We start from the raw sequence: 18,922 nt of genomic DNA on the forward strand, positions 1-18,922 counted from the left end.
TGCTATTTAAACAAGCAGGGTTTTTAATTCAGCTTTATTCAGCACTCTTAAGAGATTCAATCATGTCTATCTTATCGAACTTTCCGTACATAGCAATATTTACAATGGCAGAAAATAAAATGGTAAGTAAAACTGAATATAGGAAATAAATTGGATCTATTGTTTTATAAAACATCATTACATTTGTTTCAGCAGCATTTAAAACAAAGCTGTTTAATATTATTCCAAAACCAATTCCAACTATGCTTCCTATAATAGTTAATAGAATGTTTTCCCTATATATATAGGCTGCAAGCTCGTTATTGTAGAACCCTAAAACCTTTATTGTGGCCAATTCTCTTTTTCTTTCACTGATATTGATATTTGTAAGATTATAAATTACAACAAAGGCCAGCACCCCTGCTGATATTATTAAGATCAATACCACTGAATTTATACTATTCATGCTCTTGTTGTAGTCTAGATGGACATTGTTTTTAAAGCTTACAGAACCTACATCTTTAATAGCTATAATTGCTTTTGAGGTTTCATTTTCCGAATTTTCAGAGGTATCCTTTATAAGACCGTAAAAACCGTTAAACTGTGCATTTTCACCTGTTATCTGCTTATAATAATCAGGGCTCATGTAAATAAAATGAGATAGATAATGCTCTGTTATAGCCGATATTTTTGTTCTTATTACCTTATCATTTATGGTGATTTCAATTGTATCTCCAATCCTTTTATTAATTAGGTTTGAAAGCTTTTCTGTAATTATTACTCCGCTGTCATCAAGCTTTAAGGACTTGCTATTTATTGTAAGATCAATATAATTGTTAAGCTCATCCTTATTTTCTGGAACTACTATATAGGCATCTTGGTTTTCATTATTTTTATTCTTAACTGTGGCATTTTTGGAATAGGTAAACAATATTGATTTTACATTTGAAATATCCATTACCTTGTTTTCTATATTATTTTTATCAGCCTCATCTATGGATTTTGTAAAGGAGGTTGTCATATCATATTTATAAATCTTACTAAATTGCTTTCCCATTGCATTTGTAACGCCGCTTCTTAGGCCGAAGCCTGTTAACATCAGCCCTGTACAAGCTGCAATTCCTATTACTGTCATAAGAAGCCTCTGCTTATATCTAAATAAATTCCTTGCAGTAACCTTTTCTGTAAAGCTTAGTCTTTTCCATATAAAGCTTATCCTCTCAAGTAAAATGGTTTTCCCTGACTTAGGTGCCTTTGGTCTCATTAAGGAAGCTGGAGCTTCTCTTAATTCCTCTAAGGTTGAAGCAACAGTCGCTACAGTAGTAAACAGCACAGCTATTAAGGAAGCCTGCAGAGCAAAATCATAATTAAAGGAAGTAATTACATAAGGTATAGTATATAGGGATTGATAGGCATTCATAATCAGCGGCGGAAATAGTCTAAAGGCAAAGGATAATCCTAGTAAGCTTCCTGTAAGACTTGCAATTAGTGCATAAATTAAATAATGGGACACTATTGCAAATCTAGAATATCCAAGTGCCTTAAAAATTCCTATTTCAGTTCTATTCTCTTGAACCATTCTTGTCATAGTTGTAAGGCTTACAAGAGCCGCTACTAAGAAAAATATAAGGGGAAATGCCTTTCCTATATTGCTAATTCTATCGCTGTCTTGTCTATAGGTTTCATATCCTATATTTGCAGACCTTCCAAGTACATAAATGCTTGGCATTTTAATATCTTTAAGCTTATCCTTATTTTTTTGGATTTCGGCTTCAGCATCGCTAAATTTAGTATTTGCCTTAACTTCTTCATCCTTTAACTCCTTACTATTCTTATCAAGCTCCTTTTGTCCGTCCTCAAGCTTTTTTCTAGCAGAACTTAGTTTATTTAACCCATCCTGCTTTGCACTATTTAATTCTGCTTCGGATGCTGCTAATTTATCCTTATTTTCTGAAATCTGTGTACTTGCATTATCAAAGTTATTTTTAAGTTCATCAAAATTAAAAAAGGAATTAATTTGTACTAAGGCACCATCAGCTTTTAATGCGCTATACATGCTATAGAAGTCTTTACCTTTAATGTCCTTTTCATATACTCCATTTAAGGAGTTGTACTGCAGAATATAACTTTCATTTTGCGGATCCGAGTCTAGGAGCATCTTTGCCTCATTTACCTTGGCTTCAATGCCTTTAGAAATATTAGCTGCTGCCTCTGAAATTCCTGAATTAAGGGAAGCATCACTTACTGAAAGCTGATTTTTGCCTTCTGACAATTGCTTTTGTCCATCAGCTATTTTCTTATTAAAAAGTGATTCATTATTTTTAAGCTCAATCTTCCCCTGATCTAATTTCTTTTGCGCCGCCTCAATAGCTTTATAACCTTCAGCAAATTTATCTGCAGCCTCTTTTTTCGAGGTTTCTAATTTTGCTTCTGCATCATTTATTTTACTTTCTGCATCCTTTAACACTTCATCATATCTAATTTTACCTCTATCAGCACCAATGTCCTTAAGCTTTTGTTCTATTTCATCTGCAGCATTTTTATAGTCCTCATTATTTAAGAGGCTGGTATTAGAAGTAATGCTGCTCATTTTTACATAGATTTCTGAATAGACATCGCTTTTAAACACAGTTGGTAGTATATAAACAAAACCTCTTACTGAGCCATTTCCAACTGAGCTAAGCTGTCTTTGTGCTGAAGAATACAGTGGAGACTGGGCTGTTCCAACTATTTTAAATTTATTATTATTAAGATCATCTAAAATGCTGGTGTCCTTGCCAGAATTAAGCTCTATTTCGTCTCCAATTTTCAGCTTATTATCCTTAAGAAATTTATCTTCAACAATAGCTTCACTACTATTTTCAGGCATTCTTCCATTAACAACTCTCATAATATTCATGCCGTCTTTAGCTGGTAAAGAATTAACGTTTAGCACTAGAGAATGCTTATCTTTTTCAAATACAGCATCTATCGAATGTGAACCCTCAGCTGCCTTTATACCCTTTAACTTTCCGATTTCCTGCACATCCTCTTTAGTTAGACCAAGAGTTGAAATTAATTTAAAATCCATAAGGTTGTTTTGGTTGTAGTAATAATCAGCAGAAATTTTCATATCTGGACTAGTAGCCCGCACACCAGCATAAAATGCTACTCCCACAGCTATAATTATTACTATGGATAAGAACCTAGAAATAGTCTTTTTTATATCTCTAATTAAATTTTTTATAAAAGTCAGTTTCATAATATCACTCTTAACTTCCTATCAACTTTATAAGTAAACTTACATCTAATTAACAAACTCTTTTTAATAGCACTTAGTACTCTCTTTAATTGAAAAACTTTTGTTTACCACTCGATACTCTCAATTGGTACTGGATTAGGGTTTTTCTTAACACTTGCAATTTTGCCGTTTTTAACAGTTATGACCTTATCAGCAATTGGAGTTATAGCTGAATTATGAGTAATAACAATAACTGTCATATTGTAATTCTTTGAGGTATCTGATAAGAGCTTTAGTATTGCCTTACCTGTGTTATAATCTAGTGCTCCTGTAGGCTCATCACAAAGCAGCAATTTAGGATTCTTGGCTAAAGCCCTTGCTATAGAAACTCTCTGCTGCTCTCCTCCAGAAAGCTGAGAAGGAAAATTGCTCATTCTCTCCATAAGTCCCACATCTTTAAGTACCTCTTCAGGCTTCATTGGTTTTTTGCAGATTTCCACTGCAAGCTCCACATTTTCAAGAGCATTTAAGTTTTGAACTAGATTATAAAACTGAAACACGAAGCCAATATCCTCACGTCTGTATTTTGTAAGCATTTTTTTATTATATTTACTTATTTCATTTCCATCTACGTATATGCTGCCGGAAGATACCTCATCCATACCTCCAAGAAGGTTTAAAATAGTAGTCTTGCCTGCACCGCTGGCACCAACTATAACTACGAATTCACCCTCTTCAATAGAAAAGGACACATTATCCACTGCTTTAATAATTACTTCACCCATTGAGTAGATTTTTTCAACATTTTTTAGTTCTATAAAGCTTTCCATACTATTCTCCTTTAATGGCATCCATATGAGTTATTACCTATTTTGTGAACCGCGGTTCTCTTTTAGTCCAAAAAAATTGTTACTTCCGTAACAGTTAATTTAATATTTCTATAACTTAATGCTTTTATTGATACTTTATATTCATAGTCTCACATGCTTTTTATACTTCATGTTTTTGTACTTTCATACTAAATTTTTCTTTTTCTATGCTTCTCTAAAGTTTAGCTTACTGTTAATATCCTTAAAAAGAATATCTATCATATTGATAATAAGTTCCCTGACTTCTCTGCCATCCTCTTTTTCTCTTAAAATTATAGAAATACTTTCCACAATATTGTTGGAAATAAGATAAATAATAAAGTTATCTTTAAGTTCTTTATTTTCAAGAGACAACTCATACTTGGATTTTTCAGTAACAATTCTTGTTATGAAATCAATAAAAGTACCTTTGCAATTCTCATATTTTGAGCCCTCACTTTTATTGAGCAATATAGTTAACTCAACACTATTTTCTTGAAAGATCTCCATTATTTTTTCCATAAGTTCATAAAATATGTTTTCTGTATTGTCATCAAATTCCACCTTATTAAACTGATTTGTATAATCCATCAGCTTAAGGTATACAGGTCCAATAAGACTTTCAAACAAATCGTCTTTGCTTCTAAAGTATTTATAAAAATTACCTACTGATGTAGCAGAGTTTTTAGCAATATCCCTTATAGACGCGCCTTTATAGCCCCTTAGCTTAAACTCCTTTAAGGCCTCTTCGGTTATTTTCTTTTTAATTTCCTCTTTCAAATATTGCATTAGAAAACCTCCGTTCTCTTTTAGTTTAATATAAGCAATGAAAACTGTCAATAAATTTAATTCGCAAAAAACACTACATATAAAAGTTTATTTAAGTTCATGAAGCTTTTTCAAGATAAAAAGCATATGTTTTTTTTCTTCTTCTATTAGATTATTAAACAAATTGTATTCCTCTGTATTCTTTTTAAAATTTTTTATAATTTCACTGTAAGTATCTATACCCTTCATTTCTATTGAAAAAGCAAAGTTGAAAAATTCCTTTTCTTTCCCAAAATTTATATTTTTATTATTATTTTTAATAAATTCCTCTTGCTCTTTAATTATCTCTTTAGCTTTCTCGCTTAAATCAAGATTAACATTTTCAATGTTTCCAAATAACTCCTTAATTATCTCTTTATGCATTTCTTCCTGCTTAGCAAAAGTTATAACTGTTTCCTTAATCCTATCCTCACAGAAACCAGCTAGCTCTTCATAAAACACTCTTGCGTTTTCTTCTATTTGAATCATATTTTGATAAAATTCATTAAGTCCCATTATATCTTCTCCTACTCTAATAATGTCATGTTGCCCTCCGAGATAAGTAATGGAGGTTTTTGAACATCTTCTTTTTCCAGGCACTCTGAACTTAACATATACCTGTTTTATAATAGCTTAAAGCAGCCATTTTAAAACAGGTATATTTTATATTTTAAAGCTAATGCCTCATTTTACTGTTTATTATCGCTTGCAAAAGAGGTTCTTTTTATATAACCCCAATTCTTGCTTCCTTTTTTAAAGTTAAAGAAAGCCTGTACACGCCAAAATACTGTTAATTGTCTATAAGAAAGTTGCTCAAAGAAACTATAAAATATTAATTTTATAATCTCAAAGGCCTTGTTATACCTTTTATAAGAAAGTTGTTCTAACAAAATTGCAAAAAGTGAAAATAGTAGGCCATATAAGTATGCCATTAAAAATACAAAAATGAAGAATTTTGATAGGATTCCAAAAACTATAGAAAGAATTAATATTATATACCCCATTGTTTCTATTACTGGTCCAAGCATTTCAACTAGTATAAAATATGGCATGGACAGCATACCTACTATACCATACTTAGGATTAAATAACATTTTCTTATACTTAAGCAATGAATCTATAAGCCCCCTATGCCATCTAACCCTTTGACTTCTAAGACTGCTTAAATTGGCTGGTGCCTGTGTCCAGCATACTGCATCTGAGGTAAAATCTATTTTGTATTGAAGCTTATTCCGTCTGTAATATTCATGAAGCTTTAAAGTTAACTCCATATCTTCACCTATGGTTTTACTATACCCTCCAACTCTAGTTACAGCTGACTTTTTAAAAACCCCAAATGCACCTGAAATTATTAGTAAAGCATTAATTCGTTCTAAGCCTATTCTGCTGCTTAGAAATGCTCTAAAGTATTCTACAATTTGAAATACAACAATAGCCTTTCTAGGAAGCTTAGCTTTTTGCAAATTTCCATCCTTAAAGGTACAGCCATTAGCAATTCTAACTATCCCCCCTACTGCTATAGTTTCTTCATGTTTTAAAAATGGTTTAACTATCCTTAATAAAGCATTTTTTTCAATTATACAATCTGCATCTATTCCGCAAAATAGAGGATATCTTGCTACATTTATTCCTGCATTTAGTGCATCTGACTTCCCTCCATTTGCTTTATCTACAACTACTAAATTAGTTATTTCAAAAGATCCATAAACCCCCTTAATTTCTTCACATGGAATTTGCATATTAACTTCTAGGTCTATTTTTCTTAAGTTAAAGTGATTAATTACCCTGCTTAAAGTTTCATCCTTTGAACCATCATTAACTAATATTATTTCAAATATTGGATAATCAAGGTCCAAAAGAGATTTTATATTATCTATTATAGTTTCTTGCTCATTATAGGCAGGAACCACTATAGAAATTGGTTTTGTATAATTGCTGATTATAGTAATATCATTATTAGCAACATTTATAAATTTTCTAAGTCGTCTTGTAGATAATACTATTAAAACAATATAAAGCATACTGATAATGAAAAAATAGGTAAGTAAAAAAATACTAATTACATTAATTATCTTTATTAATATATCCATCTATTATCCTCCTATATTCTTTACTGTTTCATAAATATCTTTGTTAGAATTAAGAAAATAATATGCTAGTGCAGAGGCATCTTCATCATTTTTATCTATAGACAATTCAATTAATGTATAAATTCCTTCTTCACCCATTGAAGATATAGCCTTAGCTGCATTAAACCTAACCCACCATTCCTCATCTCTTATCATATAAATTAGCTTGTCCTTAATCAGTTTTGAATCAAAGTTAGTCATTCCCTTTGTTATAGCAACCCTAACTTCCCATTCATTTTCTGACATAAACATGTCATAAAGCTTATCTATATATATTTGATTTTTACTGCTGCCTATAGCTGTTACAGCAGCTATTCTTACCTCTTTTTCGTCCTGTAAGAATTTTAGAAGCCTGTCAGAATATACTTCTGTTTTTAATTCTTCTCTGCCAGTTAAGATTTTTAAGAAGATTATTTTCCCAATTTCACTTTCTTCCCTTTCTAAAAGCTCAAACCACTCTTCAAATTTTAACTTAATTCTATTTAATATTTCAATAATTCTATCACTTAATATATCCGAATTTACTAATTTGTGAATTATAAAATACTTTTTATACTGCTCGACATTTAACATTGACAGTCCAAAATAACAGGTATACTTAATATCTAAGTCTTCCGAGTTTGAATACTGTAAAAGCATTTCATAGGCAGAAGCCACTTTCATAAATGCTAGCTTTCTTAGGTATTTTAAATTTGGACTTCTCTTAATTTTATTAATTAAAAATAAATCTAGTTTTAATTCTTCTATAATTTCACTAATGCTTTTACTATCCTTTTCCGAATACTCAATTAATATGTCAATAGCAATCATTTTTCTATAAGTACTATTTGTTACAGCTTTTAGCTCAAGTAAGTCTCCAGCTTCTTCTATATGTTTGGAAATAAGTGAGCTTATTTCAGCCATAATTTTACTATTTCTTTTTTCTACAATCTTTGTTTTAATAATTTGATAAAATATAGCTATAAGTATAAAAGCATTAATAACTAATAAAACATATATATTTATAAGTATAAAAGCTTGCATATTATTAGAAAACATAACCTATCACCACCTTATTTATTTTATCCAAGTAGGAAAACTTATTTTTCTTCATTTTCATAAATATCCTCCTTAATACTTACTGAAGGCATCTTTAAGAATAAAGTAAGACTGTTTTAACCTTTCATGATATACTGGAGTTTCCCAAGTCTTTAAATTATATAGCTTCATATCTACATTTTCACTACTATTATCCCTTTTTACACTAACACCAGCATAAATTCCATCAATTTTAATTGGTGAAATTCCACTTTTATGTAGGTCGTCAATAATCATCTTTGAAGAAGGATCCATAAAGTTCAGAAGCTGCCATGGTATTCTTACTTCTATTACATTATCCTTTACATAAAAATCAGCAAGTGAATTATAATCTTTGCTGCTAGGATTGCCATTACCATAGTTAAGCTTTCCGGTGTCAACCCTCTGAAATGGCACTACTATCTTGTCCTCGGGCAATGTTAAAGGTCTGCTTATGCATAAATACATCTGTGTAAAAATACCGCTATCCTTTGTATCATAATTTTTGTCTTCTGGAATCATATTAAGTTTTTTGTTATATAAATAGTAAAAACTATTATAATATGAGTCAACCATTATTCTTGAATTTTCTTTGCCGTCAATAACTATTGCAAAATCAGCAGCTCTTCCAAAACTTATATTATATTCTTTAAAGCTACTGTTTCCTTGATTTTGTATAGTATCAATAGGTATTATTACCTTGTCTTTACTGAAATCAAATTTATTAGCCTTTACCATAAAATAGACATAGGCTTCATCTGATTTTATATATAGCTCTGCATCTTTACTTTTAGAAATAGGAGTATCATTTTTAAAGTTATCAATATTTCCGTCTATATTGCAAATTGAAGTTTTATTGCCAGGATCAAAGGCAAGTAAACCAAAATGCTGCTCATTAGTTTCTACATTATCCCAATAAGGTCTTCTATCTGCTAAATCAAAGTCCATAGTATTCCAAGTTTTCTTAAACCATTCATCTTGCCAAGCAAAAACCATTCCTCCTGCATAACCCTCATCATAAATATCCTTAAGCATTGAGGACTCCATTTCACCTTGTTCAGCTTCAGTAATATTTCCTTGATTAAATCCGGTATATATATTTTTATGTGCTATTCCTCTACTAGAAGGTACTCCAAATTCTGCCACAAGTACAGGCATACTATGTTCTTTTCTAAGGTCCCTTAAATAAGCTTTATAGGTGTCTATTTTTCCTTTGTCATCTTTAAAGTTAGCATAATCCTTTTGATAAACTATACCATCAGGATAATATGGGTAAATATGATAGGAAGCAAATAACCCTGTTTTAAAGGTATCTTTCTTTTTTATGTGCTCCATATTTACTGATACCTTATCTTCATTTTCATTTGGTTCATTAGGGTGTTTAAGCATGTCTGTTGTAATCCAATTAGTAAAACTTACAGGCCTTTGCATTTTATATTTCCCTGTTTCATAGTCAATAGCGCTATCTCCAACTTCACATAATAAGGCTTCAAATGGAGAAGCTCCTTCTGTATATAGATATTTTCCATCAAACTTATTCTTGTCCTTATTTTTCTCATTTGTATTTATAACAAAGTCAGGATCCCATTCTATTCCTAATATAAATCCCATTACATAAGGGGATATGTCCTTCTCATATTTTCCGCCAGCATAGCCTGGAACTTTAGTAATAGTCTTATTGCCATGAATTAAATCTATTATGGTTTTAGTATCTTCAATGAACTTATCTTTAATTTTGGGATCATAACCATTATTTATATTAGCTATATCCTCTTCATTAACCCATATTCCTTGGAACAAATATAGGGGTTTTGGTGAATTTTGGTTAAATTCATACAGTGCATCGTAAAATTCAGGAGTTAGAATGGTATAAACTCTTATAGCATTAGCATTCATATCGCTAATTTCTTTAAACCATCTTAAATAATCCTCTTTAGTTATTCCAAATTCACCAGGAAAGCTTCCAGGTTTTCCTGAGCCAATATTCACTCCTTTTATAAACTCCTTATCCCATTTGTTATCTTTATAGCTATAAAAATTCTTTGAATCAACTTTAGATATGTACCTAATAGACTCACTATCTATAAACATATTATTATTCTTATTTTTGCTGTTATAAAACTTAATACCAACTACAGCAGCGGCAATTATAACTATTATGATTATGACTATTATGAAAGTTTTTTTCTTTATCTTCCCATTCATAAATTCACCTCTTAAATCTTAAACATTATTTTGTTAATACTTTACTTTTTTCATATGCTTTTACTATGAATCTTTATATGTTTATTAATTCATTTTATTGATAATGATTATTGTAAAATAATTATATCCTATTTAATAATTTCTCTCAAGTAATATTTTGAAATTTCTAAAAAATAAAAAAATGGCATTTATATGAGTTGTAATAACTCATATAAATGCCATTTTTTTATTATTAAATCTCATTTATAGCATGGTAAACTGCATCTTCATTATTAGTGTAGGAAGATACGTTGTCCCACTCTTTTAATAAACTTATGTCTGAGTTTTTCACAGCAATTCCTATACCTGCATATTTTAACATTTCGATATCGTTAAAGCTGTTCCCCATTGCTAAGATATTTTCTCTTTTAATATTTAATAGTTCTGCTATCATCTTAAGAGCTTTTCCCTTAGATATTCCTTTTGGAATTACGTCTAAAGCGAAAGGTGCTGATGTAGTAATAGCAGCATCTACGTCTCTTAGTTCATCATCAATTGCACCATTAATATCTTCATTATAATAGATGATGATCATATTTACATCTTCTTTAATATTTTCGCTTAACTTTCCAACAACCTTGTAATTAATATTTCTGCTCTTAGAAAAATCAATAGATCTCTTGTCAGGCTCTTTTATATACAAAACGTCATCAATATAAACCTTAACGTATAAATCTCTTTCTTCTCCGTATCTTATAACCTTCAATGCCTCTTTTAAAGGAATTTTATCGGTAAAAACCTCTTTTCCCCCTGGGATAATTATCCTACCTCCGTTATAAGCCACAATAGGTATATCTATATCTAAATCTTCTCTAACTAAATCGGCAGCTTTATAAGGTCTTCCCGAAACTAAGGCAATTTTTATTCCTCTATTAAATAAATTTTTTAAAGTTTCTTTTGTTCTTTGAGATATATCAAGATGGTTATTAAGCAATGTACCATCTAGGTCCAAAGCAACTAATTTAACGTTTTTCAAATTACAGCTGTCCTTAGTCACTTATGCTCCCTCCCCCTGTTGATTAAAGCATTAGTAGTTTTTGATTGCGTCCGCTAATGAAACAGCTTTTGTATCTGGTACTACTTGGAAAAATACTTCAATACCTTTACTTTGAATATCTTTTAGTACATCAAAATCAGTTGATTTAACTGCTACATTTGGTATTACAAATTTAGATTCCTTAGTTTTTGCAATTCCGCCAAGGTTCAATTTCTTAATAGGAAGTCCCTTGTCTATAACATCTTTTACATCAGCAATTGTCTTAAATAAGAGTATTGCCTTATGCTTTTCAAAATTCGTTGTATTCCAGTATTCAACAACTTCATCATTACTTAATACCTTTATTGTCATTCCTGAATTTGCAGTTGACATCATATATATATCTTTCATAAATGGATCTTTTGCTGTAGCGTTATCCACAACAAATAATGCATTTGTTCCCATTCCCTTTGACCACTTTGTCATTACCTGTCCATGAATAAGTCTGTCATCAATTCTAGCTAATACTACTTCACCCATTAATAATCACTATCCTTCCATATTAATCTCAAATTTTTTTATTCCTTCTGTGCCAGAATTAATCATTAAACTCATTAGATCATCTAATTCATTAGATTCTCTGGATTGTAAAAATTCTATTAGCACGAGCATATTTACGCCTGTAATTAGTTTAATATTATTATACTTCTTTAGCAAGTATAAAGCTACATTAGATGGACTTCCTCCTAATATATCTACCAATAATATTGTATCCATATCAGCCTTTTGGTTTTCAAGGATTATATTTTCTGCTGTACTTCTAAGTTCATCAACGCTTTCCCCTAGACTAAGGCCTAAAGCTTTTACATCTTCTTGTTCTCCCATAATCATCTCAACGCTATTTAGTAACTCTTTACCAAACAGTCCATGAGTAATTATTAGTCCAGCTTTTTTCTTCATATACTTTCGCCTCTTCTCTATATATTGTATATCATGTAATATCTTAAGCATGATTTAATTGTCTCCCTTCCAATTAAAGAATATTCCTTATGAAAGGGAGACATGTATTCTATTTTTTTAATTTTATATTATCTTATAGAATTCTTAAAACTGCAAGAATTGCTAAAACTACTGAAAGGCCAACAAGTGCTCTTGTAATCTTCAAGCCCTTCTTATCGAAGTATAGATAAACTCCACCAACAGTTAGTAATGGTAGTAAACCTGGAAGTATTGAATTTAAAATGTCTTGGAGCTTGAATGCCTTTCCAGAAATAGTCCATGCATAGGTAGCGCTTACTTTAACATAAGAAGCTGCTAAAATTCCCATCATGAATAAGCCAAGTATGGATAAGCCACTTATAATTTTTCTCATGTTCTTGCCGCCGATAATTTCAGATGCAGCAGTACGACCTAATTTAAAACCAAGTGTTGTAAAGTAATTTCCATATAAAAAGGTTACAAGAGTAAACATAATCCATGGGAATAGTGCACCCATAGCGCTTCCTGCCTGAGCCCAAGGTAGTGCAATTGCTATAAATATATACTGAACAGTACCTGAGTCTATGGCATCGCCTATACCTGCTAGAGGTCCCATTAATCCTATCTTTGTGCTATTTATTACCTCTGGTGTAACTGCTTCTTCTTCTCTTCCTTCTGCTAAAGCCTTAGCTCTAGCTTCTTCTAAAGATGAAGTTATTCCAAGGATAGTTCCACCGCCCCATTGAGCCTGAGTATTAAAGAATTGAGAGTGTCTTTCATATCCTTCTCTTAAGTCTTCCTTATTCTTATAGAGCTTTCTTAAAATAGGTGTAATAGCCCAAAGGAAGGAAGGTGCCAGCATTCTATCGTAAGTATGTGGAATTTCATTTGCATACCACCATCTAAACCAGCTCTTAGTTAAATCTCTCTTAGTAATTTCCTCAGGAGCTTCTCTTTTTCTATCTATAGTTTCTGCTACTTCAGAATCTTGAACTTTTATTCTTTTTTCGTCACTCATTTTAATCTTCCCTCCTTTTATTAAGCTTCTCTTGTAGTAGTTACAAGAGTGAATAGATATGCAACAATTACTCCAATAAATGCAAAGGTAACTGTGTTAATCTTAAGAGTTTGCAACATAACTGCCATGAAGTATGCCAATAAGAAAAATACAAGATATTCTTTTTTACCTATTACCTTTAGAATTAATGCAATACCTAATGCAGCAAGTCCACCACCTATTACATCAAGAACATGGAATAAAAGGCTTCCGGAAAGTGATGATGTAAAGCTAGCTATTACTGGTGCTCCAAAATAAAGAGCTATGAATACTGAAGGTATAAATAATACAAAACTTATTAATATTGGTATAATAATAATTGATAATGTCAGTCCTCTATCATTAGTTTCAGATGCATACTTATCTGTTAGACGTATAACAAATGTGTTAAGCAGGAATCTAGTCTGATAAAGGTAGTTTCCAAGTAAGCCTACAGGTACTGCTACTGCAATAGCAGCTGTTGGTTTTAAGCCTGCTAATATTGCAACTGGTACTGCTATAGCTGTTGCTACAGAAGGTTCAGCTGGCATAGCTCCTCCTGGAGCAATCATTCCCATATAAATTAATTGTATTGCAGCAGTAATTATCATTGCTTGAGGTACATTCCCCATAACAACACCAACCACCAAACCAGTCATCAATGGACTGAATCTAAGATTCAATGTTGCATAACCAAGACCACGTGATTCAACAAGAGCAACCCAAATAGCAATTATTAATGCTTGTGCTACACTTAAACTATGTCCCATTTTTTTATCCTCCTCATATTTTTAACTTAGTTTTTTAATATCTGAAAATTTGTGTAAAGATAAATGATAATGCCTAATTGCCACCCCCTTTTTATTTAATATTAGCCTTATTATTCTTAATTTATTAATCCGTTAAGTTTATCGTTTACACAAATTTGTGCAGTCTTTTCTATTCCCAATCCTTAGTATGGAAGATTCCTTCTTTATCAATTCTTTCATAAGTATGAGCCCCAAAGAAGTCTCTTTGTGCTTGAATAAGATTAGCTGAAAGATTTTCTTCAATCATACTGTAGAAATAATCTAAAGCTGTATTAATTACTATAACTGGCACATATGAATCCTTTGCAATAGTTGTGATGTCCTTTATTGAATCTAATTTTTCCATAAGAAAATCCAAGGACTTTTGATTATTTAAAAGATTAACATTTGTTTTGTCTTCATCAATAATGCTTCGATAGGAATCCAACATTTTTGATCTTATTATGCAGCCGCCTTTCCATACCTTGAGAACTTCTGAAAGATTAATATCAAATTGGTAAGCTTTAGAAGCATCTGCCATTAGCCATAAACCCTGTGAAAATAATATGAAATTTGTAAAAAGCAAGGTATCCTTCAATTCCTTTATAACCTTGTCCTTCTTATAAGAAGTTTCAGGGTATGCTTTTAATACTTTTTTTGATAAATTTGTTCTCTCTCCTTTAAAGTATGAGATTACTCTTTCTTCTACAGCAACTGTTAAAGAAGGTGTTGGTATTCCAAGATCAAGAGAAGTTTGTGCAGTCCACTTTCCAGTTCCCTTTTGACCTGCTTTGTCTAAAATTAAATCTACCAATGGTTTTGAAGATTCTTTGTCCTTATATCTCATTATTTTGTATGATATTTCCATTAGAAAGGAATTTAATTCTCCAATGTTCCATTCTTCAAATATATCTCCAATTTCTTCTGCTGATAATTTAAGAGCCTTGCGCATTATATCGTATACCTCAGAAATGGCCTGCATCATACCATACTCTATTCCATTATGAAGCATTTTTACAAAATGTCCTGCAGAACCGTTTCCAATATATGCACAACATGGCCCGGACTCTGTATTTGCTGCAATTTTCATAAGCAGCTCTTCAACTAAATCATAAGCTTTCCTTGAACCGCCAGGCATTAGAGAAGGCCCCTTTAAAGCTCCTTCCTCACCGCCAGAAACTCCTATTCCCAGGTAATCAATCCCATTATCTTTTAATTTCTTAAGTCTTCTATCAGTATCATGGAAATAAGAATTCCCACCATCCATAATTACGTCTCCCTCGTCAAGCAAGGGAAGTAACTGGTCTATCATATCATCTACTGGTTTTCCAGCTGTTATCATAAGAAATATTTTTCTTGGTTTCTTTAATGATTTTACAAATGATTCAATATCATAATATGCTGAAATATTTTTGTCTTTAGCTTCATTTTCCATAAAAGACTTTGTTTCATCTGGGGTATAGTTATAAGCTGATACGCAGTAGCCTTTGTCTTCTACATTTATTAAAAGACTTTTACCCATTACTCCAAGTCCAACTAAACCAAAATCATTCATCTTTATGCCTCCTTTTAGCTTACTTTAATAACTCCTTGTTAATAACATTATCAGGATTTTCTCCTCTAAGCACTCTTTCAACATCACTAACCACCTTATCACCCATGCCTTTAAGGCACTCATAAGTGTAAGCTGAGGTGTGTGGTGTTATTACAACATTTTTATAGGTTAGAAGCGGGTGATGTTCATCTATTGGTTCATTTTCAATCACATCTGCACCTAAGGCTCCTATAATGCCTTCATCTAAAGCCTTTAATAAGCTATTTTGCTCCATAAGCTCTCCTCTGGCAGTATTAACTATAATTACTCCCTTTTTCATAAGAGAAAACTCTTTTTCAGAAATCATATGATAGCTATTTTTATCTATAGAAGCATTTAAGGAAATTATATCTGCATTCTTGAGCAGCTCTTCTAATGAAACTGGCTCTGCTCCTTTTGCTCTTATTTCTTCATCAGTTAGGTTTGGATCATAAGCTATAAGTCTTGCATTAAATCCATATTTTAATATTTCACCTACTCTGCTTCCAATGTTCCCTAAACCAATTACTCCAGCTGTTTTATTCTTGATTTCATAGCCCATGAAATTGGCTCTCTCTGCCCATTTACTTTCCTTTACCTTTAATGATGCAGGTATAACTTGTCTTAAAATAGTCATTAGTAAAGCAACTGCATTTTCTGCCACAGCTTCTCTCTCAACAGGGGCATCAACCTTTGTAACAAGGGTTCCTTTCTCTGTAGCGGCATTTACATCAATGTTGTTGTAACCGATGCCATGACGTGTAATTAATAAGGTCTTATCTTTATAGTTAAAGAATTCATGATTATATAATGCAGTAACACTTGCTATAATAATGGAATATCCCATAAGCTTTTCAGCTAATTCCTTGCCACCCATGTCCTTTGGTAAGTCAAACCTGTCTACTTTACCTAAAGTCTTTAATCTTTCAATATGTTCCGGAAAAATTCTGCCAAAACTACTGGAATTAACAATTGCAATATTTGTGGTCATTTTATTGCCTCCTTCTGTCTTATAGCATTTTTAGTATTGTCTAATTTTAGATATAAATACTAAAGTGATTATGAAAATTATTTTTACATTTTCAATGTTTATGAAAAAAATTTATTTTCTTTATTATATATTACGTGAAAAAAAATATCAACTATTGTTAAAAAATAAATAATATTTTTAATAGTTATATTTTTCCATGACCTTATAGTGAATAAAAATGATGTAATTTATTTTCATAAATTCATATTGCATATAAAAAATTTTTAAAATATAATTAATTTGTTGTTAGTAAATTATCAATAAAAAAAGATTTCAACTTAGAATATAGTTATAAAAAATTTGTATGAAGGTGATGGCATGAAACCTGTACTTAATGTAATTCTTCAAATTAAATCTCAATATAATACCTTTAATGAAACGGAAAAAAAAGTTGCTGATTATGTTATTAATAATACTAGAGAACTCATTTACTCTACCATAAGCCAAGTAGCAGAAAGGCTTCAGGTATCTGATGCTACAATATTTCGTTTCTGTAAAAAAATAAATTTAAATGGCTTTCAGGAGCTTAAGATTACTTTAGCCACAGAATTTACTGAAGGACTTGATAATAATTATGCAAACGAACAAATAAATGAGAATGATACCGAACAAACCATTGTCAATAAAGTATTTAATGCAAACATTACTGCTTTAAATGATACCTTAATGTCTATTAATTCAAAGCACATTGAAGAAGCAAGTGATGCTATATTGGCAGCAGATCAAATAGTATTTTATGGTAATGGTGGTTCTGGCATAGTAGCAATGGATGCTCATCATAAATTTTTACGAACTGGATTAAAAGTTTCAGTTTACACAGATAATCACCTGCAGCTAATGTCTCTTGCTCAGCTTTCAGAAAAAGATCTTATAGTAATAATTTCTCATTCAGGTTCTAATTTAAATATGATAAACTTATTGGATATTGCTAAAGATAATGGTACAAAGTCCATTGCAATTACATCTTTCTCTAAATCTCCAGTTAGTGAAAAAGCCGACATTGCTCTTAATGCTATTTCTCAAGAAACTGGATATCAATTCGAAGCTTTTGCATCTAGAATTGCGCATCTAACTATAATTGATGCCCTATATATGAGTGTTGTGTTAAAAAGAAAAGATTTAACCCATGCCGCTACACAAAAAATGAGAAATGCAATTTCTTATACTAGAATGTAAAATTAATGGCATGCATATGAGTTATTACTTATTAGGAAAATACGTAATAACTCATATGCATGCCATTTTATACAATTAGTATTTAATAATCAAAATTATTAATCATATCACTGCCATTTCTATAAATTTTTCTGCCAAAGGAGAAATATACCTATCCTTTACCCATATGGCTGCTATTTTGGTTTTTAACTTTTCACACTTTATTTCTTTGTAAATAAGATTTCTGTTATCAGCTAGTTCAAAGGCGGACTTTGGAACAATAGCTACTCCAAGCCCAGCGTTTGCCCATAAAAGCGTTGTTCTAGCATCCTCATTTTTACAGAATATCTCTGGTTCAAAACCATACTCCATACAGGTTTCATAAATTAATTGTTCAAACCTTTTATAAATGATTAAAGGTTTATTTTTTAGTTCACTAATAGTTATTTGACTATTATCTAAGTCCCAATTGTGTTCCTTTGGTATTGCAGCTATCATAGGTTCAGCTTTTGCAAATTTACACTGGAAATTTAAAGAATTAAAAGGTGTTCTAACAATTCCTACTTCAATGATTCCTTTATTTAAAAGGTCAATAAGTTTAAAAGTATTCCCTTCATAAATTTCAAACTTAATTCCAGCATGTTCCTTGTGAAACTCAGAAATTTTCTCATTTAAAAGTATAGCACCTGAGGAAGAAACGGTACCTATGGATAAGGTTCCCTTTAGACCCTTACTGAAATCATTTATTTCATTTACAGTGGAATTGGTTAGCTCTATGATTTGCCGTGCCCTATTCATAAGGATTTTCCCAGTGTCAGTTAGCTTAATATGCCTTGAACCTCTCTCAACAAGCTTTACTCCAAGTTCTTCTTCTAAAAGCTTCAATTGCTGACTTAAGGGTGGTTGTGCCATATTCAGTTTTTTGGCTGCAGAAGTAATTTGACCTTCTTCAGCAATAGTGAGGAAATATTTAAGCTGTCTTATATCCATAAGAATCTCCTTTATTGGCATATGTTTTTAATATATTACATATATGTAACAGATATTTTTAATATAGTAACCCCTATGCTATAATCATAGCCGTACAAGGATAAATAGGCAAT

16 protein-coding genes are annotated in these 18,922 nt (G+C 31.3%); 1 reads left to right on the forward strand and 15 read right to left on the reverse strand.

From position 1 onward, the window contains the following. Nucleotides 1-34: 34 nt before the first annotated feature. The 14 genes from ACJDUH_RS11530 to ACJDUH_RS11595 form a co-directional block, all read right to left on the reverse strand. On the reverse strand, nt 35-3,220 hold the full coding sequence (locus ACJDUH_RS11530; protein WP_406765349.1) for an FtsX-like permease family protein: 3,186 nt from the start codon (nt 3,218-3,220) through the stop codon (nt 35-37). 104 nt (nt 3,221-3,324) lie between these two features. Continuing rightward, nucleotides 3,325-4,029, reverse strand: a complete 705-nt coding sequence (locus ACJDUH_RS11535) for an ABC transporter ATP-binding protein (RefSeq protein WP_406765350.1) — start codon at nt 4,027-4,029, stop codon at nt 3,325-3,327. Between the two features lie 204 nt (nt 4,030-4,233). Continuing rightward, nucleotides 4,234-4,836, reverse strand: coding sequence for a TetR/AcrR family transcriptional regulator (locus tag ACJDUH_RS11540; RefSeq protein WP_406765351.1), 603 nt, complete (start codon nt 4,834-4,836; stop codon nt 4,234-4,236). An 87-nt stretch (nt 4,837-4,923) separates the two neighbouring features. Then, entirely contained in the window at nt 4,924-5,370 is a 447-nt protein-coding gene (locus tag ACJDUH_RS11545; RefSeq protein WP_406765352.1) for a hypothetical protein, read from the reverse strand. A gap of 173 nt (nt 5,371-5,543) precedes the next feature. Continuing rightward, complete coding sequence (locus ACJDUH_RS11550) at nt 5,544-6,944, reverse strand: glycosyltransferase family 2 protein (RefSeq protein ID WP_406765353.1); 1,401 nt, start codon at nt 6,942-6,944, stop codon at nt 5,544-5,546. A 3-nt stretch (nt 6,945-6,947) separates the two neighbouring features. Then, nucleotides 6,948-8,021, reverse strand: a complete 1,074-nt coding sequence (locus ACJDUH_RS11555) for a HEAT repeat domain-containing protein (protein WP_406765354.1) — start codon at nt 8,019-8,021, stop codon at nt 6,948-6,950. 72 nt (nt 8,022-8,093) lie between these two features. After that, the gene (locus ACJDUH_RS11560) at nt 8,094-10,244 is read right to left on the reverse strand and encodes a family 2 glycosyl transferase (RefSeq protein WP_406765355.1); all 2,151 of its coding nucleotides are present in this window, start codon (nt 10,242-10,244) and stop codon (nt 8,094-8,096) included. A gap of 232 nt (nt 10,245-10,476) precedes the next feature. Continuing rightward, the gene (locus ACJDUH_RS11565; RefSeq protein WP_406765356.1) at nt 10,477-11,280 is read right to left on the reverse strand and encodes an HAD family hydrolase; all 804 of its coding nucleotides are present in this window, start codon (nt 11,278-11,280) and stop codon (nt 10,477-10,479) included. Nucleotides 11,281-11,310: 30 nt separating this feature from the next. After that, entirely contained in the window at nt 11,311-11,799 is a 489-nt protein-coding gene (locus tag ACJDUH_RS11570; protein WP_406765357.1) for a PTS sugar transporter subunit IIB, read from the reverse strand. Nucleotides 11,800-11,808: 9 nt separating this feature from the next. Beyond that, nucleotides 11,809-12,219 (reverse strand): PTS sugar transporter subunit IIA, encoded by a 411-nt coding sequence (locus ACJDUH_RS11575; protein ID WP_406765358.1) that lies wholly within the window; start codon nt 12,217-12,219, stop codon nt 11,809-11,811. 133 nt (nt 12,220-12,352) lie between these two features. Continuing rightward, the gene (locus tag ACJDUH_RS11580) at nt 12,353-13,255 is read right to left on the reverse strand and encodes a PTS system mannose/fructose/sorbose family transporter subunit IID (protein ID WP_406765359.1); all 903 of its coding nucleotides are present in this window, start codon (nt 13,253-13,255) and stop codon (nt 12,353-12,355) included. A gap of 20 nt (nt 13,256-13,275) precedes the next feature. Beyond that, nucleotides 13,276-14,043: a PTS mannose/fructose/sorbose/N-acetylgalactosamine transporter subunit IIC gene (locus ACJDUH_RS11585; RefSeq protein WP_406765360.1), complete on the reverse strand. Its 768-nt coding sequence runs from the start codon at nt 14,041-14,043 to the stop codon at nt 13,276-13,278. A gap of 169 nt (nt 14,044-14,212) precedes the next feature. Next, entirely contained in the window at nt 14,213-15,616 is a 1,404-nt protein-coding gene (gndA, locus tag ACJDUH_RS11590; RefSeq protein ID WP_406765361.1) for an NADP-dependent phosphogluconate dehydrogenase, read from the reverse strand. Between the two features lie 19 nt (nt 15,617-15,635). Continuing rightward, nucleotides 15,636-16,625: a D-isomer specific 2-hydroxyacid dehydrogenase family protein gene (locus ACJDUH_RS11595; protein WP_406765362.1), complete on the reverse strand. Its 990-nt coding sequence runs from the start codon at nt 16,623-16,625 to the stop codon at nt 15,636-15,638. Nucleotides 16,626-16,982: 357 nt separating this feature from the next. Between ACJDUH_RS11595 and ACJDUH_RS11600 the strand changes: the two genes are divergently transcribed. Next, nucleotides 16,983-17,840 (forward strand): MurR/RpiR family transcriptional regulator, encoded by an 858-nt coding sequence (locus ACJDUH_RS11600; RefSeq protein WP_406765363.1) that lies wholly within the window; start codon nt 16,983-16,985, stop codon nt 17,838-17,840. Nucleotides 17,841-17,942: 102 nt separating this feature from the next. Here the strand turns inward: ACJDUH_RS11600 and ACJDUH_RS11605 are convergent, their stop codons facing one another. After that, nucleotides 17,943-18,809 (reverse strand): LysR family transcriptional regulator, encoded by an 867-nt coding sequence (locus ACJDUH_RS11605; RefSeq protein ID WP_406765364.1) that lies wholly within the window; start codon nt 18,807-18,809, stop codon nt 17,943-17,945. Nucleotides 18,810-18,922: the final 113 nt, after the last annotated feature.

Origin of the sequence: Candidatus Clostridium radicumherbarum, assembly GCF_045310525.1 — a bacterium.
Taxonomy (GTDB): domain Bacteria; phylum Bacillota; class Clostridia; order Clostridiales; family Clostridiaceae; genus Clostridium_AT; species Clostridium_AT radicumherbarum.